The organism is Kribbella speibonae (assembly GCF_004331375.1).
In the GTDB taxonomy this organism is placed as follows: Bacteria; Actinomycetota; Actinomycetes; order Propionibacteriales; family Kribbellaceae; genus Kribbella; species Kribbella sindirgiensis.
In genome coordinates this window covers 335,252-361,467 of the sequence record NZ_SJKC01000006.1, presented here as the reverse complement: position 1 = coordinate 361,467, position 26,216 = coordinate 335,252, and the positions used below count along the sequence as shown (strand labels likewise).

28 protein-coding genes are annotated in these 26,216 nt (G+C 69.3%); 12 read left to right on the top strand and 16 right to left on the bottom strand.

Annotated features, from left to right (window positions below; translation table 11 throughout):
- The first annotated feature begins 16 nt into the window (after positions 1 to 16).
- From E0H92_RS36110 to E0H92_RS36090, 5 genes are all read left to right on the top strand, one after another.
- A complete protein-coding gene (locus tag E0H92_RS36110; protein WP_131499377.1) occupies positions 17 to 673 on the top strand; it encodes a hypothetical protein in 657 nt (218 codons plus the stop codon).
- Positions 670 to 873 (top strand): hypothetical protein, encoded by a 204-nt coding sequence (locus tag E0H92_RS36105; protein ID WP_131499376.1) that lies wholly within the window; start codon positions 670 to 672, stop codon positions 871 to 873. The genes E0H92_RS36110 and E0H92_RS36105 overlap by 4 nt, the downstream gene beginning before the upstream one ends.
- Positions 874 to 988: 115 nt before the next feature.
- Positions 989 to 1,537 carry a GrpB family protein gene (locus tag E0H92_RS36100; RefSeq protein WP_131499375.1) on the top strand — a complete coding sequence of 183 codons (549 nt, stop codon included), beginning with the start codon at positions 989 to 991 and terminating at the stop codon, positions 1,535 to 1,537.
- A gap of 100 nt (positions 1,538 to 1,637) precedes the next feature.
- A complete protein-coding gene (locus E0H92_RS36095; protein ID WP_131499374.1) occupies positions 1,638 to 2,690 on the top strand; it encodes a glycosyltransferase family 2 protein in 1,053 nt (350 codons plus the stop codon).
- A complete protein-coding gene (locus E0H92_RS36090) occupies positions 2,674 to 3,822 on the top strand; it encodes a hypothetical protein (protein WP_131499482.1) in 1,149 nt (382 codons plus the stop codon). Before E0H92_RS36095 ends, E0H92_RS36090 begins: the two co-directional genes overlap by 17 nt.
- Before the next feature lies 1 nt (position 3,823).
- On the opposite strand, the gene E0H92_RS36085 is transcribed toward E0H92_RS36090, so the two are convergent.
- Positions 3,824 to 4,393, bottom strand: coding sequence for a TIGR03086 family metal-binding protein (locus E0H92_RS36085; RefSeq protein ID WP_131466404.1), 570 nt, complete (start codon positions 4,391 to 4,393; stop codon positions 3,824 to 3,826).
- A 187-nt stretch (positions 4,394 to 4,580) separates the two neighbouring features.
- On the opposite strand from E0H92_RS36085, the gene E0H92_RS36080 reads away from it, so the two are divergent.
- Together E0H92_RS36080 and E0H92_RS36075 are read left to right on the top strand one after the other, a co-directional pair.
- A complete protein-coding gene (locus tag E0H92_RS36080) occupies positions 4,581 to 5,525 on the top strand; it encodes an aldo/keto reductase (RefSeq protein WP_131499373.1) in 945 nt (314 codons plus the stop codon).
- Positions 5,526 to 5,598: 73 nt separating this feature from the next.
- Entirely contained in the window at positions 5,599 to 5,943 is a 345-nt protein-coding gene (locus E0H92_RS36075) for a YciI family protein (RefSeq protein WP_131466408.1), read from the top strand.
- Here E0H92_RS36075 and E0H92_RS36070 read toward each other — a convergent pair.
- The 9 genes from E0H92_RS36070 to E0H92_RS36030 form a co-directional block, all read right to left on the bottom strand.
- On the bottom strand, positions 5,940 to 6,371 hold the full coding sequence (locus tag E0H92_RS36070; protein ID WP_131466410.1) for a GNAT family N-acetyltransferase: 432 nt from the start codon (positions 6,369 to 6,371) through the stop codon (positions 5,940 to 5,942). The two genes, E0H92_RS36075 and E0H92_RS36070, sit on opposite strands and share 4 nt — an antisense overlap.
- A 42-nt stretch (positions 6,372 to 6,413) precedes the next feature.
- Positions 6,414 to 6,701 carry a hypothetical protein gene (locus E0H92_RS36065; RefSeq protein WP_131466412.1) on the bottom strand — a complete coding sequence of 96 codons (288 nt, stop codon included), beginning with the start codon at positions 6,699 to 6,701 and terminating at the stop codon, positions 6,414 to 6,416.
- Between the two features lie 18 nt (positions 6,702 to 6,719).
- A complete protein-coding gene (locus tag E0H92_RS36060; protein ID WP_131466414.1) occupies positions 6,720 to 7,868 on the bottom strand; it encodes a VWA domain-containing protein in 1,149 nt (382 codons plus the stop codon).
- Positions 7,865 to 10,036, bottom strand: coding sequence for a DUF5682 family protein (locus E0H92_RS36055; protein ID WP_131499372.1), 2,172 nt, complete (start codon positions 10,034 to 10,036; stop codon positions 7,865 to 7,867). Before E0H92_RS36055 ends, E0H92_RS36060 begins: the two co-directional genes overlap by 4 nt.
- Positions 10,033 to 11,115 carry an ATP-binding protein gene (locus tag E0H92_RS36050; RefSeq protein ID WP_131466418.1) on the bottom strand — a complete coding sequence of 361 codons (1,083 nt, stop codon included), beginning with the start codon at positions 11,113 to 11,115 and terminating at the stop codon, positions 10,033 to 10,035. Before E0H92_RS36050 ends, E0H92_RS36055 begins: the two co-directional genes overlap by 4 nt.
- Entirely contained in the window at positions 11,112 to 12,515 is a 1,404-nt protein-coding gene (locus tag E0H92_RS36045) for a DUF5691 domain-containing protein (RefSeq protein ID WP_131499371.1), read from the bottom strand. The genes E0H92_RS36050 and E0H92_RS36045 overlap by 4 nt, the downstream gene beginning before the upstream one ends.
- A complete protein-coding gene (locus E0H92_RS36040; RefSeq protein ID WP_238173748.1) occupies positions 12,512 to 13,642 on the bottom strand; it encodes an SWIM zinc finger family protein in 1,131 nt (376 codons plus the stop codon). The genes E0H92_RS36045 and E0H92_RS36040 overlap by 4 nt, the downstream gene beginning before the upstream one ends.
- Positions 13,643 to 14,252: 610 nt before the next feature.
- Entirely contained in the window at positions 14,253 to 16,703 is a 2,451-nt protein-coding gene (locus tag E0H92_RS36035) for an MFS transporter (RefSeq protein WP_131499369.1), read from the bottom strand.
- Positions 16,704 to 16,987: 284 nt separating this feature from the next.
- Complete coding sequence (locus tag E0H92_RS36030) at positions 16,988 to 17,839, bottom strand: LysR family transcriptional regulator (protein WP_131499368.1); 852 nt, start codon at positions 17,837 to 17,839, stop codon at positions 16,988 to 16,990.
- A gap of 88 nt (positions 17,840 to 17,927) precedes the next feature.
- On the opposite strand from E0H92_RS36030, the gene E0H92_RS36025 reads away from it, so the two are divergent.
- Together E0H92_RS36025 and E0H92_RS36020 are read left to right on the top strand one after the other, a co-directional pair.
- On the top strand, positions 17,928 to 18,827 hold the full coding sequence (locus E0H92_RS36025) for a TIGR03564 family F420-dependent LLM class oxidoreductase (RefSeq protein ID WP_131499367.1): 900 nt from the start codon (positions 17,928 to 17,930) through the stop codon (positions 18,825 to 18,827).
- Positions 18,828 to 18,857: 30 nt separating this feature from the next.
- On the top strand, positions 18,858 to 19,919 hold the full coding sequence (locus tag E0H92_RS36020) for a serine hydrolase domain-containing protein (RefSeq protein ID WP_131499366.1): 1,062 nt from the start codon (positions 18,858 to 18,860) through the stop codon (positions 19,917 to 19,919).
- 29 nt (positions 19,920 to 19,948) lie between these two features.
- Here the strand turns inward: E0H92_RS36020 and E0H92_RS44450 are convergent, their stop codons facing one another.
- Positions 19,949 to 20,125, bottom strand: coding sequence for a hypothetical protein (locus tag E0H92_RS44450; RefSeq protein WP_165547402.1), 177 nt, complete (start codon positions 20,123 to 20,125; stop codon positions 19,949 to 19,951).
- A 126-nt stretch (positions 20,126 to 20,251) separates the two neighbouring features.
- Here E0H92_RS44450 and E0H92_RS36015 point away from each other — a divergent pair, with 126 nt between their 5' ends.
- On the top strand, positions 20,252 to 20,743 hold the full coding sequence (locus E0H92_RS36015; protein WP_131499365.1) for a DNA polymerase ligase N-terminal domain-containing protein: 492 nt from the start codon (positions 20,252 to 20,254) through the stop codon (positions 20,741 to 20,743).
- Here the strand turns inward: E0H92_RS36015 and E0H92_RS36010 are convergent, their stop codons facing one another.
- Together E0H92_RS36010 and E0H92_RS36005 are read right to left on the bottom strand one after the other, a co-directional pair.
- Entirely contained in the window at positions 20,744 to 21,391 is a 648-nt protein-coding gene (locus E0H92_RS36010; protein WP_165550178.1) for a nitroreductase family protein, read from the bottom strand.
- Positions 21,392 to 21,404: 13 nt separating this feature from the next.
- Positions 21,405 to 22,364 carry a penicillin-insensitive murein endopeptidase gene (locus tag E0H92_RS36005; RefSeq protein ID WP_131499364.1) on the bottom strand — a complete coding sequence of 320 codons (960 nt, stop codon included), beginning with the start codon at positions 22,362 to 22,364 and terminating at the stop codon, positions 21,405 to 21,407.
- A 126-nt stretch (positions 22,365 to 22,490) separates the two neighbouring features.
- On the opposite strand from E0H92_RS36005, the gene E0H92_RS36000 reads away from it, so the two are divergent.
- Entirely contained in the window at positions 22,491 to 23,138 is a 648-nt protein-coding gene (locus tag E0H92_RS36000; RefSeq protein WP_131466438.1) for a nitroreductase family protein, read from the top strand.
- 32 nt (positions 23,139 to 23,170) lie between these two features.
- On the opposite strand, the gene E0H92_RS35995 is transcribed toward E0H92_RS36000, so the two are convergent.
- The 3 genes from E0H92_RS35995 to E0H92_RS35985 form a co-directional block, all read right to left on the bottom strand.
- A complete protein-coding gene (locus tag E0H92_RS35995) occupies positions 23,171 to 23,788 on the bottom strand; it encodes an L-threonylcarbamoyladenylate synthase (protein WP_131295311.1) in 618 nt (205 codons plus the stop codon).
- Between the two features lie 11 nt (positions 23,789 to 23,799).
- Positions 23,800 to 24,333: a class F sortase gene (locus tag E0H92_RS35990; protein ID WP_238173747.1), complete on the bottom strand. Its 534-nt coding sequence runs from the start codon at positions 24,331 to 24,333 to the stop codon at positions 23,800 to 23,802.
- A gap of 110 nt (positions 24,334 to 24,443) precedes the next feature.
- Entirely contained in the window at positions 24,444 to 25,259 is an 816-nt protein-coding gene (locus E0H92_RS35985; RefSeq protein WP_238173746.1) for a DUF4397 domain-containing protein, read from the bottom strand.
- A gap of 228 nt (positions 25,260 to 25,487) precedes the next feature.
- On the opposite strand from E0H92_RS35985, the gene E0H92_RS35980 reads away from it, so the two are divergent.
- Positions 25,488 to 26,213 carry a hypothetical protein gene (locus tag E0H92_RS35980; protein WP_238153220.1) on the top strand — a complete coding sequence of 242 codons (726 nt, stop codon included), beginning with the start codon at positions 25,488 to 25,490 and terminating at the stop codon, positions 26,211 to 26,213.
- Positions 26,214 to 26,216 lie beyond the last annotated feature (3 nt).

Below are 26,216 nucleotides of genomic sequence, written 5' to 3'. Positions count from 1 at the left end.
AACGAGGGAGCTGGGAATGACTGTCACCGCAACCACACTGACCCGAGCCGCCGGCGCCGCCGCCGTCGCTGCCGGAGCGATCTTCATCGGCGTACAGATCGGGCACCCGCACGTTGACGCCGACTCGATCCTCACGACCGAGCTCGCCGTACGGAACACGCTGAAGCTGCTGATGGCGGCGCTCGCCCTGGTCGGGATCACCGGCCTGTACCTGAGCCAGATCCGTCGCAACGGCGTCGTCGGCCTCGTCGGGTACGTCGTACTCGCGTTCGGCTACCTGTTGATCATCGGCACGACGTACGTCTCGGGGTACGTCCTGCCGTCGATCGCGGACACGAGCCCCGGGTACGTGCGAGACGTGGTCGAAGCCGCGACCGGCGGCCATGCGACCGGCGACATCGGGACGCTCGGGACGATCCTCAAGGTGCAGGGATTCGCCTACCTGGCCGGTGGCCTGCTGCTCGGAATCGCGCTCTTCCGCGCCCGGGTGCTGGCTCGCTGGGCGACGGTCCTGCTGGCCGTCGGCGGTCTCGTCTCGGCAGCGCTGGCCGTGGCGCCGGATTCGCTGTACCGCCTGCTTGCCTACCCGAACGGCATCGCGATGATCGCCCTCGGCTACTCGCTCTGGCGCACGACGACGTCGGTGCGGCAGCCTGTCGCGGTCGGGAGTTGACCGTCTACGAGGTCCGGGTCGCCGGTCGACTCGACCCGAGCTGGTCCGGCTGGTTCGCCGGCTTCACGCTCATCGCCGAACCCGACGACACCACCACACTCCGCGGCCCGATCGCCGACCAGTCCGAACTCCACGGCCTCCTCGCCCGAATCCGCGACCTCGGCCTCCCCCTCATCTCCATCACCCCCACCAACCCCTGAGCCGGCCGGACTGGGAACACCCCACGGAGTGCGGAGACATGCAATTGCCTGTTCCCAGTCTCCGGCGGTTGTTCTCGGACCTCAGACGGGCTCGTGACCGATAGTCTCGGGCGCCATGAGTCGGCGCGTGATCCGGATCGAGGCGTACGACGCTACCTGGGCCGACCGCTTCGCCGAGCTCGGTCAGCACCTCCGCGCCGCCCTGGGCGACGTCGCGCTCCGGATCGATCACATCGGCTCCACCGCCGTACCCGAACTCGCTGCCAAGCCCGTCGTCGACATCCAGATCTCCGTCGCCGCGCTGGATCCGCTCGACCCGTTCCGCGTCCCGCTGGAGGGGCTCGGGTACGTCTACCGCGCCGACAACGCCGAGCGCACCAAACGCTACTTCCGCGAACGCCCCGGCGATCCCCGCACCCACATCCACGTCCGGAAGCTCGGCAGCTTCTCCCAGCAGTTCCCGCTCCTCCTCCGCGACTACCTGCGGGCCCATCCCGCCGAACTCGCGCCGTACGAGCACCTCAAACGCCAGCTCGCCGCCCAACACCCCCACGACAGCGCCGCCTACACCGAAGCCAAACTCCCCTGGTTCTGGCAGACCATCCACCGAGCCGACACCTGGTCCCAGCAGACAGGCTGGGAACCAGGCCCCTCCGACGCCTGACGCAGCTGCCGCCGCGAAGCGGTGTCCTTTGGGCGGTGGCGCGTCATCTCACACGCGGTGGATGGGCGGTTGTTGGGTGGGACCGATAGTCTCGGGCGCCATGAGCACGAGTGTCGCCATCGCGGTGATTACCTTCAGGCGACCTGCTCTGTTGCGGGGGTTGTTGACCAGTTTGCAGGCTCAGGAGCTGCCCTCGGGCGGGGAGTACGCGATCCGGATCGTCGTGGTGGACAACGACGCGGAAGGGTCGGCCGCGCGGGTGCTGGAGGAGTTCGGGGACGGTACGCCGTACCCGATCGCGTCGGTCGTGGAAGCGGAGCCGGGGATCCCGTTCGCGCGGGAGCGTTCCGTCGAGCTCTGCTGGAACGACGACGCGCTGATCTTCGTCGACGACGACGAGGTCGCCCCGCCGGGCTGGCTGGCCACGCTGCTCGAGGCCTGGGAATCCACCGGCGCCGACGTCGTGACGGGCCCGGTGAAGGGCAATCTCCCGCCCAGCGCGCCGCCGTGGAACGCCTACAGCGACGTCCACGACTCTACCGGCCGGCACACCACCGGCGAGGAGCTCCGCAAGGCGTACACGAACAACACGCTGGTCAGCCGCCGCGTCTACCACGCGGTCACACCGGGATTCCACCCCGCGTTCCGGTACACCGGCTCCAGCGACCTGCACTTCTTCCTCCGCGTGCACCGCGCCGGGTTCCGCATCGTCTGGTGCGAGGAGGCGGTGATCGCGGAGGAGGTCCCGGAGGGCCGCACCACGCTGCGCTGGCTGGTACGGCGGGCGTTCCGTTCGGGCAGCGGCGACACGATCAGCCGCCTGCTGATCCGCCCGGGCGTGATCAGCTACGTCCTGGTACTGGCCTATGCTTCGGCCCGGGTGATCTCGGCGATCGGGTTCGCCCTCGCCGGGCTGCTGCTCGGCCGGAAGACGCACCTGCTGAAGGCAGTCCGCCGGTTCTTCTCGGGCGTCGGCAGTCTCGCGGGGATAGTAGGGATCAACCATGACGAGTACCGGGAACGGCACGGTTCGGCCGACGGTGGCGGAGCTGTGCCGGGCGATCTGGACGGTGGAGGAGGACCTGGAGCTGCTCGCGTGGCAGATCCGGGGAGCGCACCCCTGGCCGATCATCCGGATGCGCGTCTTTCATGAGCTGACCCGCCGCACCGGGATCCACGGCGCGCCGCATCCGGTACGCCGTACGCGGTACGACAAGGCCGCCCTGGTCGGGAAACACGTCGCCGGGATCGTCACGCGCACCCCGTTCCCCGGCCGGTACGACGCCCTCGTCGTACCGCATCCGCGGAAACCGAACGGTGTCGAGATCTACACCGACGAGCTCCGGGCGGCGCTCGGCGACCGCGCCCTGGTCCTGGACTCCGGGATCAACGGCACCCCGCTCCCGGGCAGCAAGAACCTGGACTTCTTCACGTCGGCCGCCGGAGCGATCCATCCCCGGACCGCCGACGACCGCGGGATCGCCGCCGCGCTGGAGAAACTCACCGGTGTCCGGGTCCCGATCGGCGCGCTGCTGGCCCGTGAGGTCCCGAAGCACCTGCGGCTCCGCGCTCTCTACCGCGCGCTCCTCAAGAAGCACCGGATCACGACGGTCTTCCTGGTGGTCGCGTACTTCCACCAGCACATCGTTGGCGCCGCCCGCGATCTCGGGATCCGCGTCGTCGAACTGCAACACGGCGCGATCAGCCCGTTCCACCTCGGGTACAGCTACCCGGGCCAGCCGGTTGTGGCGGATCAGCCGGACGAGCTGTGGTGCTTCGGGTCGTACTGGACCGATGTTGCGGACCTGCCTGCCGGAATGCGGACCGAGGTGATGGGCGCGCCGTTCCTGCCGCCGCCCGGGCCCAAGAACCCGCGGCGGGTGGTCTTCCTGTCCCAAGGCACGGTTGGCACCGAACTGGTGGAGGTCGCTGACGCCGTCGCCAAGGAGTACCCGGAGCTGGAGGTCCTCTACCGCCTGCACCCGAGTGAGCACCCCTACCCGATCCCGCCCGGCGTCCAGCTGTCCACCGGCGGCAGCACGCTCGATCTGCTGGCGACCGCGACGTACCAGGTCGGCGTCTCGACCACCGCGCTGTTCGAGGGCATGGCGCTCGGCTGCCGTACGGCGGTTGCGGACCTCCCCGGCCACGAGTACCTGGCCCCGGCGATCGCCAAGGGGCATGCCCTTCTCATGCAGGATCCGGGGCAGCTGATCCAGGCGCCGCTCTGCGACGACCCGAGCAGCTACTACGCCCCGAGCGACGTCACGCGGCTCCTGGCATAGCTCAGGGCTCGCGGCCGAGGAGGCCGAGGAGGCGGTCCTGCAGCGGGGCTTCCGGCTCGACCGGTACCTCGGCGCCGTACACCTCGATGCCCTCGCCGAAAGCGCCGGGCGTCCGGAACTTCGTCATCAGCTCCGGCGGGATCGCGACCGCCGCCGCCCACAGCCGCTGGACGTCGGCCGGGTCCATCGTCTCGTCCTGATCGGTGGCGCGGGCCAGGTCCCAGCCGTGCAGTACGAGGTCGTCGGACACCACCTGGTCGATGTGCTGCTCGGTGGTCAGCCGCCCGGACGGGGTGTCGGTCTCGGTCAGCGCGGCCACCGGGTCGTCGAGCACGTCCTCGATCGCGGCCCGTGCCTCCTGGAACGCGGTCAGCGGGTCGTCCGCCGGCTCCAGTTTGCGCGCGACCGGCGTCAGCATCACCGCGTGCATCGTGACCACGTGCTCGACCACGTCCCGCGCGGTCCATTTCGCGCACGGTGACTGGTTCTCCCACTGATCGGAACGCACCGCCGCGACCTTCTGCTCGAACGCCTCGGCCCGCCGCCGGTACCGCTCCGCGATCTCGCCCATCCCCGCATGGTGCCGTGCCCGCGCCCGCCGAGGGAAGCCCTCACCCTCGGCAGCTCGACAGTACGTATAGGTCCACTACGGGGATTGGCTTCGGCTCTCCACGCCTGGACGTCGGGCACGCCGACGGACACCTCCTGTCGAGCTGCCGACCATCGGATGTCGGTGCGGCCCTCTAACGTCTGGGGGCATGCGGACGGTCGAGCTGGGGCGGACGGGGTTGCGGGTCAGTGAGTTGGGGTTGGGGCTCGCCTCGCTCGGCGGGATGTTCGCGGCGGTGCCGCAGCGGCAGGCGGTGGCGACGATCGATCGGGCCTGGGAGCTGGGCGTGCGGTTGTTCGACACCGCTCCGGTGTACGGGTACGGGTTGTCGGAGCAGCGGGCCGGGCTGGCGTTGCGGGGGCGGCCGCGGGACGAGTTCGTGCTGTGTACGAAGGTGGGCCGGCTGATCGAGCCGGGCGGGCCGGATGTGCAGCCGATCTGGGCGGATCCGCCGGCCGGGATGGGGCCGCGGCTGGACTACTCGTACGACGCGACGATCCGCTCGTTCGAGGCGAGCCTGGAGCGGATGGGGATCGACCGGGTCGACGTCCTGCACATCCACGACCCCGAGCTCGACTTCACGACCGCGTCGACCGAGGCGTTCCGTGCGCTCGTCGACCTGCGCGGCCGCGGCACGATCCGGGCCATCTCCCTCGGCGTCAACCACGCCGACGTCGCCGCCCGCTTCCTCCGCGAAACCACCGGCGTGGACGTCATCCTGCTGGCGGGGCGCTACAACCTGCTCGATCAGTCGGGGGCGGACGAGCTGTTGCCGTTGTGCGAGCAGCTCGGGGTGGCGGTGCTCGCCGCCGGCGTGTTCCACGGTGGGGTGCTCGCCGACACCGCGGACGGTGCGCCCCACGGGTACGAGCGAGTCCCGCAGGACGTGCTGCGACGGATCGACGTACTGCGGGAGGTCTGCCACGCATACGACGTACCTCTGCTGGCTGCTGCGGTGCAGTTCCCGTTGACGCATCCCGCCGTACCGGCCGTGCTCGTGGGAGCGCGGAGCCCGCGGGAGATCGCCGAAGTGGCGGCGTGGCACGAATATGAGGTGCCGGATGCGTTCTGGACCGCATTAGACCGTGTCTGACGGTCCAGCGCCGTAGCGAGGAGGTGCTCGGCAGTAGGCGATGGACCGTCAGACACGGTCTAGGGTCAGCGCTATGAGGTACATGCTGCTGCACAAGACCAACGACAGCCTGGAGGCCGGGAACGCGCCGGATCCGGAGATCCTGGAGCGGGCGGACGCCGTGCTCGAGGAGATGCGTCAGGCCGGGGTGCTGGTGCTCGGCGAGGGCCTGATGCCGAGCTCTCGCGGCGCACGGGTGACGTTCCCCGCGCCGGGCCAGCCGCGCGTGATCGACGGGCCGTTCGCGGAGACGAAGGAGCTCGTCGCGGGCGTCTCGATCATCCGCGTCGACACCAAGGAGGAAGCCGTCCAGTGGGCCCTCCGTTTCGCCGAGGCCGACCCGTACACCGAGATCGACATCCTGGAGGTCGCCGGTTAGAGCTTGAGGTGCAGGATCGGGTACGGCTTGCCGGTGGTGTCGTGTGTACTGCGGGACACGAAGCGGAACCCGTGATGCTCGTAGAAGCCGACCGCGGCCGGGTTCTGCTCGTTGACGTCGACCGAGGTGGCGGCGAAGTGCGTGAACGCGTGCTGCAGCAGCAGGGTCCCGCCGCCGCGCCCGCGGTACGCCGGATCGAGGAACAGCATCTCGACGTTGCCGTCCGCCACCCCGATGAACCCGATCAGCAGCCCGTCGTCGCCGCGTAGCCCGGCCAGCTGCGCGATCTCCGGGAACGCCGCCCGGACCAGCGGCCGGAACACGTCGAGATCCGCCTCGGTGACGAACGTGTGCGTCGCCCGGACCGACGCCTCCCACAACGCGGCGGCCCGGTCGTACTCGTCCGGCCGGATCTCGCTGATCTCCATGCCGCTCACCGTCGCATCGCACCCAGCAAGCTGTCAGGCGAATTACGCCGCGCTGACGCCTTCCTCGGCGACGACGAGCGATTCGATGGCCGCGAAGAACCGTGCGATCCCGGGCAGGTTGGCGCCCTTCTCGCGCGACGCGGCGAAGTCCGCGGGAGTCGCCCAGTCGACGATGTCCAGCCACTCGTTGTCCGGCAGCTGCACCAGTCGCGCGCCGAGAAAGCCGGCGCGGTCCGCTTCGAAGTCCTTCAGCATGTCCGCGCGCGCCGCGAGCAGCTCCTCGGTCAACGCCGGCAGCACACGGAATCGGGTCAGTTCGACGGTCGACATTCGACGTACCTCTCAGGATCAGGTGATGTTGGTCGCCGCCCAGCCGCCGATGTCCTCGTGGCGGATGGCAGCGGCCATCAGGTCGGGGAACTTGTCCGGTGTGCAGGCGAAAGTCGGTACGCCGAGCTCGGCCAGCGCGGCCGCGTTCTCGGCGTCGTACGACGGGGTGCCCGAGTCCGCGAGCGCCAGCAGAGCAATCACCTGTACGCCGGACTCCACCAAAGAACGCGCCCGGCGCAACATCTCTTCCCGGATCCCGCCCTCGTACAGGTCGGAGATCAGCACGAGCACGGTCTCGGCCGGTTTCGTGACCAGTTCCTCGCAGTACGCGAGCGCCCGGTTGATGTCCGTGCCACCGCCCAGCTGTGTCCCGAACAGTACGTCGACCGGGTCCTCGAGCTGATCGGTCAGGTCCACTACCGCGGTGTCGAACACGACCAGCGAGGTCCGCAGCGTCCGGATCGACCCGAGCACCGCACCGAACAGCGACGCGTAGACGACGGACTCCGCCATCGATCCGGACTGGTCGATCGCCAGCACGATGTCCCGCTGCACACTGTGGTTCCGCCGCGCGTACCCGACCAGCCGGTCCGGCACGATCGTCCCGAGCGCGGGCGAGAAATGCTTGAGGTTCGCCCGGATCGTCCGGTCCCAGTCGATGTCCGAATGCCGCGGCCGCGCCGTCCGCCCGGCCCGGTCGAGCGCACCGGTCACCGCGGCCCGGGTCCGCTCGGCGAGGCGCGCCTCGAGCTCGGCCACCACTCGGCCGACCACGTCCCGCGCGGTCTGCTTGGTCTCCTCGGGCATCACCTCGTTGAGCGCGAGCAACGTGGACACCAGATGGACGTCGGGCTCGACCGCGCCCAGCAGCTCCGGCTCCATCAGCATCCGGGTGATCCCGAGCCGCTCGACGGCGTCCCGCTGCATCACCTGTACGACGGTGCTCGGGAAGTACTGCCGGATGTCACCCAGCCACCGAGCCACCCTAGGCGCCGACGCACCCAACCCGGCCGACCGTTGCGTACCGGCCTCCCCCTCGGCGGCGTCGTACAACGCAGCCAACGCGGCATCGACGGACTGATCGGCCTTGGAAAGCGTGGTACCGGTCTCCTCCTCGGCCTCACCACCCAGCACGAGCCGCCAGCGGCGGAGTCGCTCGTCACTCATGAGACCCCCAACAACTGTGCGACCACCGGCAACGCGGTCGCCGCCAGCCGGGCGTCGAGCTCGTTGTCGTCAGCAACGATCACGGCAGCGGGATCCGACAGCACCCGGGCCCGCGCGCCGATCGAGCGTCTCTCCGGCGCAGCGAACGTGCCGAACGTACGCCGCAGCAACGGCAGAACCTCCACGAACGCATCGTCGGGGATCTCCGCCAGCCATCCGTCCACCATCGCCAGCAGGCGCTCGTCATGCACCAGCAACAACCCGCCACCGGCGAGGAACCCCTCGACGTACCCGGCCGCGTCCGCCGTCGCCGTACCAGGTGACAGCGAACGCCCGAGCCGCAGTGCGACCTCGTGATCCGGCAACCGCGACGTGTCGAGCATCAACCGCGTCAACCGACCGCGGATCAACGGCGGCACCGAGGCCCGATCGCTCAACCCCTGCAGCGTGTTCAGCCACTCCGACCGCACGTTCTCGGCCAGCAGCACGGTCGCGTCCTGCACCCCGTCGATCAGGTCCTGTACGGCGGCGGCCGCATCCGGATCCAACCCGTGTACGGCCCGCGCCAGACCGGCGCACACGCGCGACACCATCCGCCCCGCGACTGAGGCCAGCCCGGCCGTATCGGTCCCGCGGACGTCGCCGTACCGCGAGGCTCGCGCGAGAGCGGGCAGTGCCGCCATCAGATGCCCTACGTCGGCGTCCGCCGCGGCGCGAGTGTCGATGCCCTGAAGCAGCGGAGGGAGCGCCTCCGCGAGGTCAGCGAGGAGCGATTTCTCCAACGCGGCCGTGACATCGGCCAGGGTCGGCGAATCCGCGGCCTTCAGCATCACGGACGTCGCGGCGCCGAGCACCGTCGTACCGTGAGCGCCCGCGGCCACCAACTCGACCTCGAGCCCGGGATCCCAGGCCAGCCGCCACATCTCCCGGAACGTACCCTGCGCCCGCCGCTCGTCGGCAGCCGGAACACCCCAGTGAATCCCGAGAATCCGCAACCGGTGCAGGAGTCTGGACTTCTCCAGGTCGTTCGGCTTCCGCAGATCGAGCTCGACCACCCGCTCGGCCGCATCCCGCTTCATCCGCAACCGCCGCGCATGGGCGGCCAGGTCCGCCGCGACCGGCGCCTGCGGCGTCTCGCCCGGCACCGTCCCGAGCAGTTCACCGACAACGGCCTCACGGGTCACGAGGTCGAGCAGTACGTCGTTCCCGCCGCAAAGGACCGCCCGCGTCGCCTCGGTCACCTCGCTCAACCCGGCGAGCGGACGTTCGCGCAACGCCGCCAGCGTGTCCGCGAGCCGCACGGCCTCGATCACATGCGCGCTGGACACCGGCAGGTCCTCGTCGCGCAGTACTTGCGCCACTTTGGAGAGCCAACGGGTCGTGATCTGGTCGGGCGCGGTGAACAGGTGGTGGTACCAACCAGGTGACGTGATGCCGGCGCCGTACCCGCTCGTCGCCGCCAGCCGGCCGTGCGTCCAAGGCACCCAGGTACAGGCAACCTTCCGCTTCGGCAAGCCTTTCAGGATCCGTGCGTCATGTGTTGCTGGAGGCAACGGTAGTTCCAACGCTGGCACATGCCAGGCGCCGCAGACCACAGCGATCCGTTCGAAACCTTCACGAATCGCCTTGCGCAGAACGGTTCGCATGTAGGCCTCACGCTGCGCCTCGCGACCTGTCGCTTCTTCGCCGTGGCGCAGTTCCCGCATCGCGTCGGCAATCACCGTGAACGGTTCGGCGCCACCGCGCCGCGACTCGATCACGTCGTCCCACCAGCGCTCGGGATCGTCGTACCCACCTGCCTCGGCCAGGGTCCTGAGCGGATCCATCGCGATCGACGACCGCCCGCCCGCGGAACCGAACTGCTGAGCCGCGGGCAGATCGCAGAACCGCACCGGCACCCCGGCCGCCAGCCCGTACCTGATCGCCTGCCATTCGGGACTGAACACCGCGAACGGCCAGAACGCCGCCCGCGTCGAGTCGTCCACCGCATAGGCAAGCAGCGCGACCGGCGGATCCATCTCCTCCGAGGCGGCCAACTCGACGATCTTATCGGCCTCCGGCGGACCTTCGATCAGGACGACATCAGGACGGAGTTCGGCCAGCGCGGTCGCCACCGCCCGGGCCGACCCCGGCCCGTGATGCCGGATCCCGAGCAGGTGAACGGTCATCCGGAAATCTCTCGGCAGGCCCGGTAGAACGGCGCCCAGTCGTCACGTTCGCGAACGACGGTTTCGAGGTACTCCGACCACACGACGCGGTCCGCGGACGGGTCCTTCACGACCGCGCCGAGGATGCCGCCGGCCACGTCCGTCGGACGCAGGACGCCGTCACCGAAATGCGCCGCGAGCGCGAGACCGCCGGTGACGACGCTGATCGCCTCCGCGGTCGAGAGCGTGCCGGACGGCGACTTGACCGCCGTCCGGCCGTCCTCGGTCCGGCCGGAGCGCAGCTCGCGGAAGATCGTCACCACGCGGCGGATCTCGTCCAGCGCGTCGTCCGGCTGCGGCAGCTCGAGGGCCGAGCCGAGCTGCGACACCCGGCGCGACACGATCTCCACCTCGTCCTCGGCGGAGTCGGGCAGCGGCAGGACGACGGTGTTGAAACGCCGCCGCAAAGCTGACGACAGCTCGTTGACGCCCTTGTCGCGATCGTTGGCGGTGGCAATGACGTTGAATCCCTTACGGGCCTGGACTTCCGTGGCCAGTTCGGCGATCGGCAGCGCCTTCTCGGACAGGATCGTGATCAGCGCGTCCTGGACGTCGGACGGCATCCGGGTCAGCTCCTCGATCCGGGCGATCTTCGCCTCGGCCATCGCGCGCTGCACCGGACTCGGTACGAGCGCGGCCTCACTGGGGCCCTGGGCAATCAACTGGGCGTAGTTCCAGCCGTACCGGATCGCCTCCTCCGCGGTACCCGCCGTACCTTGGACGAGCAGCGTCGAGTCACCGCTGATCGCGGCCGCGAGGTGCTCACTGACCCAGGTCTTCGCGGTCCCCGGTACACCGAGCAGCAGCAGCGCCCGGTCGGTCGCGAGCGTGGCGACGGCGACCTCGATCAGCCGCCGCGGACCGACGTACTTCGGTGAGATCTCGACGTCGCCGGCCTTCCCACCGAGCAGGTACGTGACGACGGCTGCCGGTGACATCAGCCAGGCGGGTGGGCGCGCTTTGTCGTCCGTTGCTCGAAGCGCTTGAAGCTCGTCGGCGTACTCGACTTCCGCGTGCGGGCGCAGTACTTCGGTTGTCATGTGAGCTCCTCGTACATTTCGCGGCGGAAGGTCAGGGTTTCGACTAGGCGGCGGCGCCAGGTGTCTTCCTCGCCGGTGGGTTCGCGGGTGATCGGATGGTCGAGTACGTCGGGCGGCGCGGCGCGGGCCGCGATACTGGCGAGGCGGGCCCAGGCACGGTTGGTGCCGACCTGGGCGAGCTGGTCGAGGATCATGCGCGCGAGCGGAGCGGGCCACGGCACCGGCAACCCACCGACCAGCTCGGCGACGTCGACAGTCTTCCGCAGTACGTCGACCGCGCTCGCCCACTCCTCCGCGGGCAGCAGCCGCAACAACTCGGCCGGACCGCGACTGCCGGTATTCGATCCGGCCTGCAGGATGGCGCGCGACCACTCGACTGATCGCTCCCGAATGGCTGCTTCGGTCCAGGCGGACTGCAGTACTTCGGCGGCGCATCCTTCGACGGGCGTCTGGAGCCAGGCGAGTTCCATCGCCGACAAGGGTGTGTTGGCAACGATCTGCTGGAACCACCACGCGCGCTTGCCGATACCTTCCGGGTTCTGCGAGTCGATCCCGTCGCGCTCCATCGCCTGGGTGAGACTGCGCGGAAGGTCGACGGCGAGCACACCCTGGCTGGGCACCAGGTGCGCATGCAGGCGTTCCGTCATCCGCGCGCCGTACTGCGATCCCGGCAACCGGGCGAGCAGCCGCGCCGCCACCCGCCGTACCTCACGGGAACGGTCGTCGAGCGCCGACTCCAGGAACTCCTCGTCCGTCGACGCGAGGTTGTCCGCGAGCAGCCCGAGGAAATCGGCCCGGGTGGCGGCGGACTCGGTCGGCCAGACCTCTTTGAGCGCTTCGCGTGCTTCGTCTGGGTCCTGGTGGCGGGCGGCGCGCAACCAGGTACGTCGCTGGATCGCGTTGCCGTGCGTCCACAGTTGCGGCTCGTTGCTCTCAGCAACTGCTGCGTGGAGGAATCGCCACTCGGGATTGAGCTCCGCGAGCCAGCGCGCACGACGGCCCGCGGCGGCAATGACGAGCGGACGGTACTCCGCGCGGTTGCGGGCGTAATCCGCCAACGCGGGCAAATGCTCGGGCGGGACACCCCAGCCGTGCGCGTCCGCCGTACGCAACCACTCACCCAGCGCGGACGTCTGGAACCCGCCCAGCATCGCGGCCAACCGCCGCACCGCGTTTGCCCGCGGCAACGGCCGATCCTCACCGGGCGCGGCGGGAAGCGGCTCGAGACCGTGCAACGGCTTGCGTCCGGCCCGCTTGTACACGGTCGCCAGCGCAGCAGCGTCGAGCAGGTTGCCGTCGCCGAGTCGCTCCTGGATGTGCTCGGGTAGTTCGTCGAAGTGCGGCGGGCGCCGGTCGGTACCGAGCAACGCCGAGCTGACCAGCCCGTCCCAGCCCTTCACAAGATCACCGGCCGATCGCCGTGCCAGCAGGTCATCGGGCGGAGTCCGGCGCGATTCCACTCGCCGGCGACGGTCAGCGGGTCACCCGCCGAGACCGCGAGCAGCTTCAACGCATCCCAGCCCGGCAGGATCTCCAACCCATCACCCGCCTCGTCGACCAGGGCCCAGCCGTCGCCGTGCCGTGCGGGTCGGACATCCTGCAGCACCAGCGGCCAGCGTTCGTTCCACGGGTCGGCCGCGAGCGATTCGACGTACGACGCCAACGCCTGGCGGACCGTGACTCCGACGGGACGTGGTGCGGGCAGGCGTGGATCGGTTTGGGTCAGGAGAGCGCGCATCGGGAGAGCGCCGGGATAGAACGAGAGCGCGCCGGGGACGTACTCACCAGGGCGAGCCGGGAGCGGGTCCAGCGGGCGACCGGCGGCCGCGAACGTGAGGATCAGCCCGATCCGACCGGTCGTTGCTCCGCGCAACCATAGGCGGCGGACTGTGAGACGGTCGTCCGGTTCGATCACGCGGCCGAGGACGAGCCAGTCGTCTTCGACTTTCTCGCCTTCCTCGCGTACGCGGGCCGTCTCGGTCGTCCAGCCGATCCGGCTCTGCACCGTGTCGGCGAGCGACGGCGGGAGCTCCGTTAGACGGCCGTGCGCCGCGACGATCAGGTGGACGAGGGACAGCTCTTCGAGCAGTTCGCCCGGCCAGCCGTGACCACGTCCGACCCCATTCGCCGCCCGGCGTACCGCTCCGGCCACTCCCGGTGCCTGGGCGTCGACCATCCGTGCGGCGAGGCGGCTCAGCTCGGTGTACGCGCGCTGGTCGAAACCGCCGAGACCCTGCCGTACCTGGTCGTCCAGCCACCCGGCAAGCTCGGCCAATCCCGCCGACACCCGATCCGCGCGCCGGGCAGCCCGCTCCTGCGCCGCGATCGGATCGGCCACCTCACCCGGCTTCCGCTCCGGCCGCTCCGCACGCTCGGCCCGCTGGTCGATCCAGCTCTTCGCCCAGTCCGGCTCATCGGTTTGTGCCACCTCGTGCTTCACCCAGAGCAGCAGGAGGCCGAGCGCGTGCTTGCACGGAAACTTCCGCGACGGACAGGAGCACTTGTACGCCGGACCGCTCAGATCCACGACCGTCTGATACGGCTGCTTCCCACTCCCCTGACACAAACCCCAAACAGCACGATCCGTAGCCCCGGCCCCCGACCACTTCTCCCCCCGAGCAAGCCCCTGCCCAGCCTTAGCGGACGCAGGATCAGCCGCCAGCCCGACCACCCGCTCCACATCCCACAACCCCACACCACTCCTTAACCCACCCAAAGCATGCCACCCCCCACCGACACCCCACCCCCACCACCCCGCGCACCCCCGCCCACTCCGCCGCCCACTCCGCCGCCCGAACCGGGCATGCGCTCGCCGAGTCGTGGATGCAGCACGCCCCAGCCAACCAGTTCCCACGACTCGCGGCCCCTCCCCGGAGCCGTCCTCCACGACTCGGCAAACGAACACCCGCCGCAGCACGCGGCCCGCAGCACGCGGTCGGCGGCACGTGGCCTGCGGCGGTCGGCGGCACGTGGTCGGCGGCACGTGGTCCGGGCCGCCGGCGCATTTGCCTGGCCCACCCACGAAATGCGGGGTTTCGCACCCTGATTGCGGGTGCGAAACCCCGCATTTGGTGGGTCAGCCAGCCAATTTCGTGGGTTGGCCAGGCAAATTGGTGGGTTGGCCAGGGAAATGCGGGTTAGCCGAAGGGTTGGCGGGTGTGGAGGTCTTCGGGGTAGCCGTTGCCGGACGTGGTGGGTGGGGTCGGCTGGTGGGTGGGGCGGGTGTGGGTTGGCGGGTGGATCTGGTGCTCGGATGCGTGGGTGGACGGGGCGGGCTCGTGGGTGAGCGGTGCGGTGGACGGGGCGGTGGACGGGGCGGAGGACGGGGCGGGCCTGTGCGTGGGCGGTGCGGGGGGTGGGGTGTGAGTGAGAGGTGTCGTGGTTGGGGGTGGGGTGTGGGTGGGTGGGGTTTGGGTGAGGGTGGTGCGGACTGTGGTTAGGAGGCGGGTTTCTATGGCTTGGAGTTCTTGGATTCGGGTGCGGATTTCTTGTTCTTCGGCGTGGGCTTCGGCGAGGAGATGGTCGGCTTCGGCTCGGGCGGTTTCGCGGAGGTGGTCCGCTTCGGTGCGGGCGGTTTCGCGGAGGTGGTCGGCGGTGCGTTGGCTGGCGCTCAGGACGCTGAGTTCGTAGCGGCGGAGCTCGTCGACCAGTTCGCCCGCGGGGCGGTGGGCGTCGAGGATCGCGGCGGCCGGCTCCGGGATCTCGGTGTCGGGCAGCGTGTTCTCCAGGTCGGCGATCTGCTGGTCCACGCGGGTGAACAGGTCCGCGACGTCGGTTCGCATCTGGCGGATCGTGTTCGCGGCGGCCTGCACCCGTTCACCGGCCTCGCGCTCGCGTTCACGCGCCGTACGCTCCGCCGATGTGATCACATCCAGCGCAACCACCGCGGCCCGCTCAGCAGGATCGTCAGGAACGGTCCCGCCCACAGCTGGTTCACCCTCCGACGCACTCATGGCGACGGTTTGACGCAGCGGGACCTCGCGGATGAACAGCACCGCCAGGAAGCTCACCACAGCAGCCCCGGCAGCGATCACGAAGATCCGCCCGGTCGCGTCGCCGTACGCGTGCCGCACGATCTCCTGAACCGGCGCCGGCAGCGAGTTCACATCCAGCAAACTGCCCGATCCACCAACCGCCGCGCCGGCCCCGAGTTCGCGCAGATGCTCAGTGATCAAGTCGGTCACCCGAGTAGCAAGGATCGCCCCCAGCACCGACACCCCGACCGCTCCACCAAGACTGCGGAAGAACGTGACCGAAGCACTCGCGGCCCCGACCTCGCTGACGTCCACGGTGTTCTGCACCGCGAGCACCAGGTTCTGCATCGTCATGCCCATCCCGATGCCCATGGCAAACATCCCGAGCCCGACATACCAGTACGGCGACGTGTGGTCGATCGTGCCGAGCAACCCGAGCCCCGCGGTCAGGAACAGCGCCCCGATCACGAGGTACCGCTTCCAGCGACCGAACCGGGTGATCAACTGCCCCGACCCGACCGACCCGAGGAACGACCCGAACATCATCGGGATGGTCAGCAACCCGGCCTCGGTGGCGCTGTACCCGCGGGCCACCTGGAAGTACTGCCCGAGGAACACCGCGCTCCCGAACATCCCCATCCCGACCGCGACACTCGCGAGGATCGCCAGCGCCGTCGTACGTTCCCGCACCACCCGCATCGGCACCAGCGGCTCGGTCGCATGGGTCTCGACGATCACAGCCAACAGAGCGAGCACCGCCGTACCGCCCAGATAGGCGCCGGTCTGCCAAGACCACCACGGGAAGTGCTCGCCCGCGAACGACACCCAGATCAGCGGCAGACTCGCCGCGCCCGCGATCAGCAGCGCGCCGGCGTAGTCCATCCGCACACGACGTTTGACCACCGGCAGGTGCAGGTACCGCTGCAGGACGATCAGCGACAGGACGGCGAGCGGTACGCACACGTAGAAGCACCACCGCCACCCGAGCCACGAGGTGTCGACGATGACGCCGCCGACCAGCGGACCGCTGACGGTCGCGAGCGCCATCACGGCGCCCATGTACCCGGAGTACCGGCCCCGCGACCGCGGCGGGATCGCGGCGCCGATGATCGCCTGTGCGAGCGCCATCAGCCCGCCCATCGCGATCCCCTGCAGCACCCGCGAGCCGATCAGGAACGGCACGTTCTGCGCGGCGCCGGCCAGCACCGAGCCGGCGACGAACATGATGATCGCGAGCTGCACGAGCAGCTTCTTGCTCATCAGGTCGGACAGCTTGCCCCACACCGGCGTGGACACGGTCATCGCGAGCAGGCTGGCCGTGACGACCCACGTGTACTGCGTTTGGGAGCCTTCGAGGTCCGCGATGATCGTCGGCAGCGCGTTGCTGACGATCGTCGAACTGAGGACCGCGGTGAAGAGCGCAGCGAGCAGTCCGGCGAGGATCTCCAGGATCTCGCGATGGGACAGCTCGGGGTCGGCGGCCGACGGTGGTGCCGTGGACGGTGCGGGGTCAGGGGCATCGGCGGCGTACCGCGAGCGGTACCGGGGCGGCGTGGAGCCGTCCGGTGTGGAGCCGGCGGCAGGTGCGGCCGGCGAGGCCTGGGTGGCAGACATCAGCTTCCGTTTCGTACGGCGGGAACGCGACGACCGGAGCAGCGGGGTGTGCTGCTCCGGGGCGGAAACGGCCGGCGATGCCCTCACCCGACCTGACTATTTGGTTGCAACTACCAACTTTAATCCCGCACCGTCAGCAACCGTTCACCGGGAGCCATCAAGCGCTCGTTCGGCGCATTATGAGACGGGCCCTCCTCGGAACGCGATTTCCAACGTACGATCCGGTGCTTGTTGAGTAATCAACACCCGGCCTCCGGCGGAGCTGTCAGGGCCCGCCGGAGGTCCTAAGAGAACGCTGCGACCAGTACGTCGACGCACTCGGCGGTCGGCCCCGGGCCGACGACCAGCTGCCCCGGCGAGCTCAACCCAGGCGCGAACGGCCCCATCCAGAGCGCACCCTCGGCGGCCTCGCACGCCGTGCCGTACACGACGGTCCAGGCCGGCGACCCGGTCGACATCTCGACGATCGCGGCCTCGAGATCGTCCGCCGGGCGGCCCATCCGCGCCTCGAACCCGGCGGCTCGGCAGGCGGCGAGCAGGTGGTCGTGCAACCAGGGGTCGCTGGGCAGCCGGAGCGGCAGGTCGATCAGGTCGAGCAGCTTGACCCCGTCGTCGGCGCGGTACTCCGTCGGCAGCAGGACAGAGAGGGGATCACGCCAGAGTTCGACCACTCGCAGGTCAGCGGCCGCCACCTCGCCCCGGACGAAGGCGACGTCGAGCTCCCCGGACCGCAGCGCCTTCAGGTACTCGGCTGTCGACCCGGAGTTGAGTTGGACGTCGAGGTTCGGCGTGTTGGTACGCAGCGCCGTCAGCCCCCGTTCGAGCCGGTCGCGGAGGCCCGGCGCGATCCCGATGCGCAGGACGCCGGAACGTCCGGAAACAAGTTCCGCGGCCACCTCGCCGGCCCGATCCGCGGCGGACAGGACCGCGCGCGCCTCGCGCAGCATCCGCTCGCCGTCACCGGTCAGCCTGACGTGCCGCGAGGACCTGTCGAGGAGCCGCAGACCGAGTTCGCGTTCGAGCCGGGCGACCTGCTGGCTGACGGCCGGCTGCACGATCTGGAGCCGCTCGGCCGCGCGGCCGAAGTGCAGTTCCTCGGCGACGGTCACGAAGTACCGCAGCTGCCGCAGTTCCATCGGACACCTCCGGCGATCACGATTCCTTATCGCTGCACAGCGTAACTGCGTCTGGGTCGGCGGCCTCCGGACCCGTTGACTGATGGACATGAGGATCGGACTGTGGATCGACGAAGAGCACCGGACCATCGACGAGATCGGCGCCGCCGCGAAGGCCGCCGAGGACGCCGGCATCGACCGGGTCTGGTTCAGCCAGCGGCTCGGGTGGGACGCGCTGACGCTGATCGCGGGCGTCGCACCGTACACCTCGACCATCGGGTACGCCGTCGGCGTCGTACCGGTGTACCCGCGGCACCCGCTGGCGCTCGCGGCGCAGGCGCTCAGCGTCCAGGCGCTGACCGGCAACCGGTTGACGCTCGGGGTCGGCTCGAGCCATCCGCACATGGTGGAAGGCATGCTCGGCCTGTCGATGGACCGCCCGGCGGCCTACGTCCGCGAGTACGTCGAGGCGCTCCGCCCGCTGCTGGCGGGTGAGCCGACCGACTACGTGGGCGAGCGACTGACTGCCCGCGGGCAGGTCGGCATCCCCGGCACCGAGGCGCCCGAGCTCATCCTGGCCGCCCTCGGTCCGCGGATGCTGAAGACGGCCGGCGAACTGACCGCCGGTACGACGACCAGCTGGGCGGGTCCTGAGGTCATCGAGAACTTCATCCGGCCCACGATCGACCGGGCGGCGACCGCGGCGGGACGGCCCGAACCGCAGGTGATCGCAGGCGTCTGCGTCGCGGTCACGGACGACCCGGATACGACCCGGCAGTGGATCCACGACCGGTTCGGGGCAGCCGGCGACATGCCGGCGTACCGGGCCGTCCTGGACCGCGGCGGCAAGGCGGGGCCTGAGGAAACCGCTGTACTGGGCGACGAAGAGGCGGTGGCCAAGGAGATTCAGCGCTTCAAGGACGCCGGTACGACGGAGTTCCTGGTCTGCCCGGTCGGGACGGACGCGGAGCGGGAGCGCACGATCCGGTTCGCCCTCGATTACGTGTAGAGCGGCCCGCGTCTGCTACGACGTATCGGTATGGAGCTTCAGGATGTGGTGCAGCGGCGGATCGACGAACTGGCGGAGACCGAGCTCGGTCTGCAGGTCGCGGTGTATCGGCACGGCGAGCTCGTCGTGGACGCGGTGGCCGGCGACGGCGTGACCCCGGAAACGCTGTATTTCGCAGCCTCCACCGGAAAGGGCGCGTCGGCGACGGTCGCCAACGTGCTGGTGGATCGCGGCGTCCTCGACTACGACCGGCCGATCGTCGAGCTCTGGCCTGAGTTCGGAGCGCATGGGAAGGAAACTGCAACCCTGCGGCATGTCCTGACACATTCCGTCGGCCTGCCCGCGCTACCGCCTGACGCGACCCGGAAAACGCTCCCCTTCCAGGCCGATCGGCTCGCCGCCGCGGAACCCTGGTGGGAGCCGGGAACGAAGATGACGTACCACGCGGAGACGTTCGGCGTTCTGGTCGGCGAGATCGTCCGCCGCGCGACCAGCCGGACGATCTCCGACGTACTGCGGGAGATCCTGACCCCGCTCGACCTGCAGGACAGCGTTTTCTTCGCGCTGCCCAGCGATCAGCGGCACCGGCTCGCCGAACTCGTGGAGCCCGAGGGCGCCGAGGAGACGTTCACGATGCTGGCCGGGATGTTCGAGAACGTCGTACCGCGGGCGATGCAGCCGCGGGCCGCCGTACTGAACCGGCCCGAGCAGCTCGCGGTCGAGGACCCGTCGAGCGGGATCCTCACCGCGCGTGGGATCGCCAAGCTGTACGCCGCCTTGATCGGCGAGGTGGACGGGGTCCGGCTGGTCCGGCCCGAAGCTGTCCCGGTGATCACCGGACCGGCGCTGGTCGCGCAGGACGAACTGCTCGGCAACCCGGCGACGTTGGCGCTCGGCTACGCCATCGGCCGGCTCGGGTCGAGCGCGGAAGAGAGCCCGGCGTCGTTCGGGTGGCCGGGGATGGGCGGCAGCGCGGCGTGGGCCGATACGCGGTCAGGAGTTACGTTCGCGCTGACCCGGGCACTGTTCGACCCGACCGGAGCGGCGTCGGCGGTCGAGATCGGCAACCTGGTTGCGAAAGCTCTTTGCTGAAAAGCCTTACCTGTAAGGGTTCTCAGCTTTCAGGAGGCGCGAACGGAACTCTGGTCGATCCAGACGAGATGGCCGTGGTGACTGACGAGAACCTCGTCGGTCCCGGCCGTCCCGGTCCGGCGACCCAGCTCCTGGCCCGCGATCCAGCGGCCGCCGATGCGGATCTGGACGGCGATCGGCCGCGCCGGTGAGGGGGCTACGGGCATGAGCACCTGCTTAGGGACAGGGGCGGATGATGGAGGAAGTTTGTGGGCCGGTTTCCCGACCAGTCGCAAGCGTACAACCGCAACATGACAGACCGTTAGCGGTAACTCGAATTCATCAGGAGCACCATGAGCAAGCCGATCTTCGTAGTGCAGTTGCACGACGCCAGGCGGCTGCATTACGACGTACGGCTCGAGGTGGACGGGGTGCTGAAGTCGTGGGCGGTGCCGCGCGGACCGTCGCTGGATCCGATCGTGAAGCGGCTCGCGGTGTTCACCACGGACCACGATCTCGAGTACGCGGCGTACGAGGGGGTGCACCGCGACGCGCAGTACGGCAGCGGCGCCGTGATCGTGTGGGACGCCGGCGTCTACACGAACCTCACCCGCGACGACCGGCGGCAGCTGGTGGACCCGGCCGAGGCGATCGAGCGCGGGCACTTGAAGGTGCAACTGCACGGCGTGAAGCTGAACGGGGCCTGGGCGTTCACCCGCACCGGCGGCGACTGGCTCCTGGTCAAGGTGAAGGACGCGGACGCCGATCCGGCCCTGGACCTGACCGTCACCGAGCCTCGCTCGGTCCTGAGCGGCCTCACCATCGAGGAGATGGCCGCCTCCTGATCACCAGCCGTCGATGTGCAGTACGTCGTCGAGCGGCTGCCGGGGCGCAGGCTTGAAGTTCGTGCCGATCGAGTACGCCGTCGGAATCAGTACGGTCTGCCGGATATCCTCGGGCAGACCGAGCAGCTCGGAGACCTCCTGCTCGTAGCTCAGGTGCAGCGTCGTCCACGCCGTACCGAGGCCGCGTGCACGCGCCGCGAGCATGTAGCTCCAGGCTGACGGCAGGATCGAGCCCCACAGCCCAGCCTGGTTGCCGGCCGGCAGGTTTCGTACCTGCAGACAGGGGATGACCAGCACCGGGACCTGCCCCATCCGCTCACCCAGGTAGGCCACGCTGTCACCCACCCGACGCTGCACCGGTCCACGCTCGGGGTCGTCCGCGTGGAGCTTCCCCGCTGCGCCCGGACCGGCCAGGTAGGACTCGACAGAGCGCCGGTAGTACTCACCAACCGCAGCGCGCTTCGCAGCGTCCGTGATCACCAGCCAATGCCACGTCTGCCGGTTGCTCCCCGACGGGCCCTGCAACGCGATCTCGATGCACTCCCGGATCAGCTCCATCGGCACCGGCCGCTCGAGGTCGAGCCGCTTGCGGACGGTACGAGTCGTTGTCAGCAGCTCGTCGGGGTTCAGGTCGAGTGAGTACGTCACGCCGAACAGTGTGTCAGCAGACGTACGTGCTGTTCGGGTGGACCTTCTCGCAGTAGCGGACGTGTAGGTGGTTGTCGTGTGCCGGCCAGTTCTGGGTGAGGCCCTCGCTGATCAGGGTCGGGTCGTTGAACCAGATGTACTTCACGTGCCCCGGCGCCGCGGCGCGAACGGCCTGGATGAGCTGGCGTGTGGCAGCCCGGTCGTACGTCGAGGACTCCCAGGTGATCCGGCCCGCGGTGCACTGGGCGTTGTCGGTACGGACCGGCCAGATGTCGATGTCCATCCCGTTCTCGTGGCTGCCGTGACCCGGGATGTCACCACCGTGCTCGAACCCCGCATCGCCGTACGGCACCTTGCCCTGGCCGGTGGACGCGAAGGAGCGGGCTGCCGCCTCCAGTTGCGCTACAGGCGCGGCAGCGGCCCAGTTGGCCGCCGTACCGTTGCCGTCCGGGTCCTGGTCGCACAGGTTCGCACTGAAGTCCGGGTAGTCGTAGTGCCAGGCCAGGTTGCGCCACGTGATCGGACCGACGACGCCGTCCGCGCCGATCCCCGCATGCGACTGGAAGGACACGACCGCGTCGCGGACCGCCGTACTGAAGACACCGTCGACGGGGAGGCTTAGGCGCCGCTTGGCGTTCAGCTCGACCTGCAACGCCTTCACCGCGGCATTGCTGTCGCCGGAACGGATGGTGGGCGCCAACGCGGCCCACGTCTGCGGTCCGACGATCCCGTCGACGCCGAGACCCTTCGCTGTTTGAAACGCCTTGGCCGCCGTCACAGTCGACGCACCGAACACCCCGTCCGCGGGGACAGACTGCCCGGCGTACTGCAGCAGGTACTGGATGGCCTGTACGTCGGCACCGCGGTTGCCACTGCTCTGCGTCGGAAAGAACGCGTTGGCGTAGGCCTGGGCGGACACCGGCACGAGCGCGGTGATGAGGAGAACGGTCAGAGCAAGCAGAGCACGTCGCATGAGTCCCTCCGGGGCGGATGAGGTAACTAACTAACGCTCATCCGCCACCATCGGTCATTTGCTACCACATCACAAGAGTGTGAGATAGTTCCGAAATAGACTATCTATTAGCGGAAGGATTCGGCGATGGCCTTGAACCTGTCGGCCGACGAGGTGCTGTCCACGACGCGCGCGGTCCGCAAACGGCTCGACTTCGACCGCCCGGTCCCGCGCCGGCTGATCGAGGAGTGCGTCGATCTCGCGACCCAGGCGCCGACCGGACGGAATCGGCAGCGGTGGCACTTCCTCGTCGTTACCGACGACGCGCAGCGGCGGGCCGTCGCAGACATCTTCCGGCGGGCGCTCGCGCAGGCGCCGGGGCAGCCGTTGAGCGCGGACGACGTACGGCGGATGAACCATCACGCTCGCTCGACGGAGCGGGTCTTCGACAGCCTGCGCTACCTGGCCGACAACATCCACCGGGTTCCGGCGTTCGTGATCCCGGCCGTCGAGGGACGCACCGATCGGGCCTCGACGACCGAGCAGGCGGGAACCTGGGGCTCAATCCTGCCGGCCGTCTGGAGCTTCATGCTCGCGGCGCGCGAGCGCGGTCTCGGCACCGTCTGGACGACCGCTCAGGGCCCGCTCGAACGGGAACTCGCAGGCGTGCTCCGCGTGCCGTACGACAAGGTGATGCTGGCGGCGTTCATCCCGCTGGCGTTCACGATCGGGACGGATTTCCGGCCGGCCAAGCGGGTCCCCCGCGAGCACGTCCTGCACTGGGACCGCTGGTAAGAGGGTGTCAGAGTCCTCAGACACCCTCTGGGTCACTCGAAGGGGGTTGGGTCTCCGGAGCCGACGCGGACGACCTCGGGGACGTCGTCGGAGAAGTCGATGACGGTGGTCGGGTCGGTGCCGGCCTCGCCCTCGATGACGGCGTCGATCTGGTTGTCGAGCTCTTCCTTGATCTCCCAGCCCTGCGTCATCGGCTCCTCGTGGCCGGGGAGCAGGAGGGTGCTGGAGACCAGCGGCTCGCCCAGCTCGGCGACCAGGGCCTGGGTGACGACGTGGTCGGGGATGCGCACACCGACGGTCTTCTTCTTCGGGTGCAGCAGCCGCCGCGGGACCTCCTTGGTGGCCGGCAGGATGAACGTGTAGCTGCCCGGCGTGGCCGCCTTGATCGAGCGGAAGACCGCGTTGCTGATGTGTACGAACTGACCGAGCTGCGCGAAGTTCTCGCACACCAGCGTGAAGTGGTGCCGGTCGTCCAGGTGCCGGATCGTGCGGATCCGGTCGATACCGTCCCGGTTGCCCAGCTGGCAGCCGAGCGCGTAGCAGGAGTCGGTCGGGTACGCGATCAGCCCGTCCTCGCGCAGCAGGTCCACCACCTGCCCGATCGACCGCCGCTGAGGGTTCTCGGGATGGATGTCGAAATACCTGGCCATGACCGCCGAGCCTACTGCGCGAGGCCGATCGGTACGGCAGTCACCACCAAGTTGTCCTCGTAGCCGCCGCGCGACGCGTCGTACGCACCCGTGCAGGTGATCAGTACGAGCCTGTGGTCGGTGGTCTGGTCGAACGCGCCGCTCTTCGTCGCGAGCGCGTCCTTCCGCACCGACACGACCGAGACGACCCGGTACGACGCCGTATGCCCGGACCCGTTCAGTACGACGACCTCACCGCGCCGTACGCCGAGCAACCGGGAGAAGAACCCGAGCCCCTCGGTCTTCGAATCGACATGACCGGCGAGCACCACAGAACCGAACGGGTCACCCGCCTCCGCCCCGCCGTCCCACCAGCCGACCCGACGCGCCCCAGGCACCTGAAGCTGACCGTCGACGGTAGTTGCCTTAAGCACCGGTGCGCCGGCGCCGCCGGGCAGCACCACCCGCTCCGGGACGAAACGGATGCGCTGGCTCGGTGCCGGCGTACCGACGCGTCCCGGTGGCACCGACCCCGGAGCGGTCGGCTCGGTGGGTGACGGCGTCACGCCGTGATTGAAACTGACCGTGGTCGTGGGTGTAGGCACTGCGCCGTCCGCCTCGGCCGAGCAGCCGGCCAAGGCGAGACAGCACAGTGCCGTACCTGCGAGTCGCCGGTTCAGCGACGGACCACCTTTCGGCCCGTGAAGACCGCCACCCCGAGCGCGGCGAGGAACACCACGATCCACAAGCCGGACTGGGCGGCGGGGCTCTGCGCCTGGTCGAGCCCCGCCGCCTGTCCGCCGGTTCCGGTGTTCACCTCGGACGGCTTGGCCGACCCGGTCGCCGGAACCTTGATCGTGCCGAGCGCGACCGTCATCGTCTTCTGCGCCGGAGCGCCGATCGCGAACACCCTGGTCAGGTACCCCGCCTGCACCGGTAGGTCCAGCGGCCCGAGGACGACCGGTGACGTCGCACCGGTCGGCACGATGTCGACCTTGTACGTGCCCGCCGGAACGACCACGTCCAGGGATTCACCGTTCGCGACGTTCTGGAAAAGTACCTTTCCGTTCACCCGGATGTCAGCCGGACCGACCGCCGCATCGTGCGCGACCCGCAATGCGGCTTTGTCCTTCGGCACCGCGGCCAACTTGTTCGCGTACGTCGTGATCAGCGGCGACCCGGACGGCGACACCGGCTGATGAATGACGACGTCCAGACTGGCCCCGGATCCCGCGGACACCTCGCGCTGGATCACCACCTTGCCGTTCTGCCGGGCGGTGATCATGCGCTTGCCGGATGCGACCCCGAACGGCCCGACAAGCTTCCCACCTGCAACCTTGCTGGCAACCTGACGCCCGTCGACGCTGATGTCCAGACTCCGCCCGGGCAGGCCCTGGACGAAGTACAGGTTGGCGCCGGCGGCCGCTTTCGCGGGCACCGTGAGTAGCGCCGGTGCCGCCGCGATGAGCACCGCGAGCAGCAACGGAAGCACTCTCCGAATTACCGAACTGTGAATTCTCGTAACATTGTTGTGCACCGCCCGAGATTGCTCGGGCACACTCCGTCTCCGCATTTTGTCTCCCCCTCGGAGTTCACCGGAAAATTGTGAAACAAACGCCCGACCCCATGAATTCGGGCGTATCGTATGCGGAAGTCCGACCCGATCGCCAGAGGTTGCGATTCTTCTTTGCGGTCGGGTCCGTTATTGGGGGGGGCGGAGGTGGAGGAGTCGCGACGTACGAGGACCCGCTACCTGACGACGGTCGCGCTGTTGCTGGGGTACAGCGCGACCGTCGCCTGCTCAACCGGATCCAACGGTCCGGCCGCGCCGAGCCCGGGACTCGGCAGCTCCGGCCAGCCCGCACCGATCACGTCGGCGTCGCCGACGCCGACGCCGGGCACCGGCGAGACCAAGCCAGGCATCGCGCTCACCGCGGTGCCGCGGCCGGACGGTTCGTTCGACATCACCGAGAACCTGATGTTGCCGGAAGCCACGGACATCCTGCCGGTGCAGCTGCCGGCGTCCGGTGAGCACCTGCCCGGAATCATGGCCCGGACGGCACCCCGGGTGACGAACCTGAAACTCCTCGCCGACAACCAGTCCGTGCGGCTCGAGACCACCACGCTGACAGCGGCCGACTACCTTCCGTTGACCGCCGCGGCGACCAGGATCCAGCTGACGTACCGGCTGTCCGGCTCGACGGTGCGCGCACTGCCGTTGCCGTCACCGTCGACCCGGGCCGCCGCAGCCATCCGTCCCCTGACCGCGGGCACGGACAGCACGCTGCCGACCGACGTGACAGTCACCGGCGGGCTGCTGAACGCGGTCTGCCCGTTGATGACCGAGACCCGGTGCGCGGTCGGCGATCCGCCCGACCTCACGATCCAGCCCGACATCCCGGCCGGCAAGGCCCTCGTCGTACTCCAACTGGATCTGCCACGCTGACTC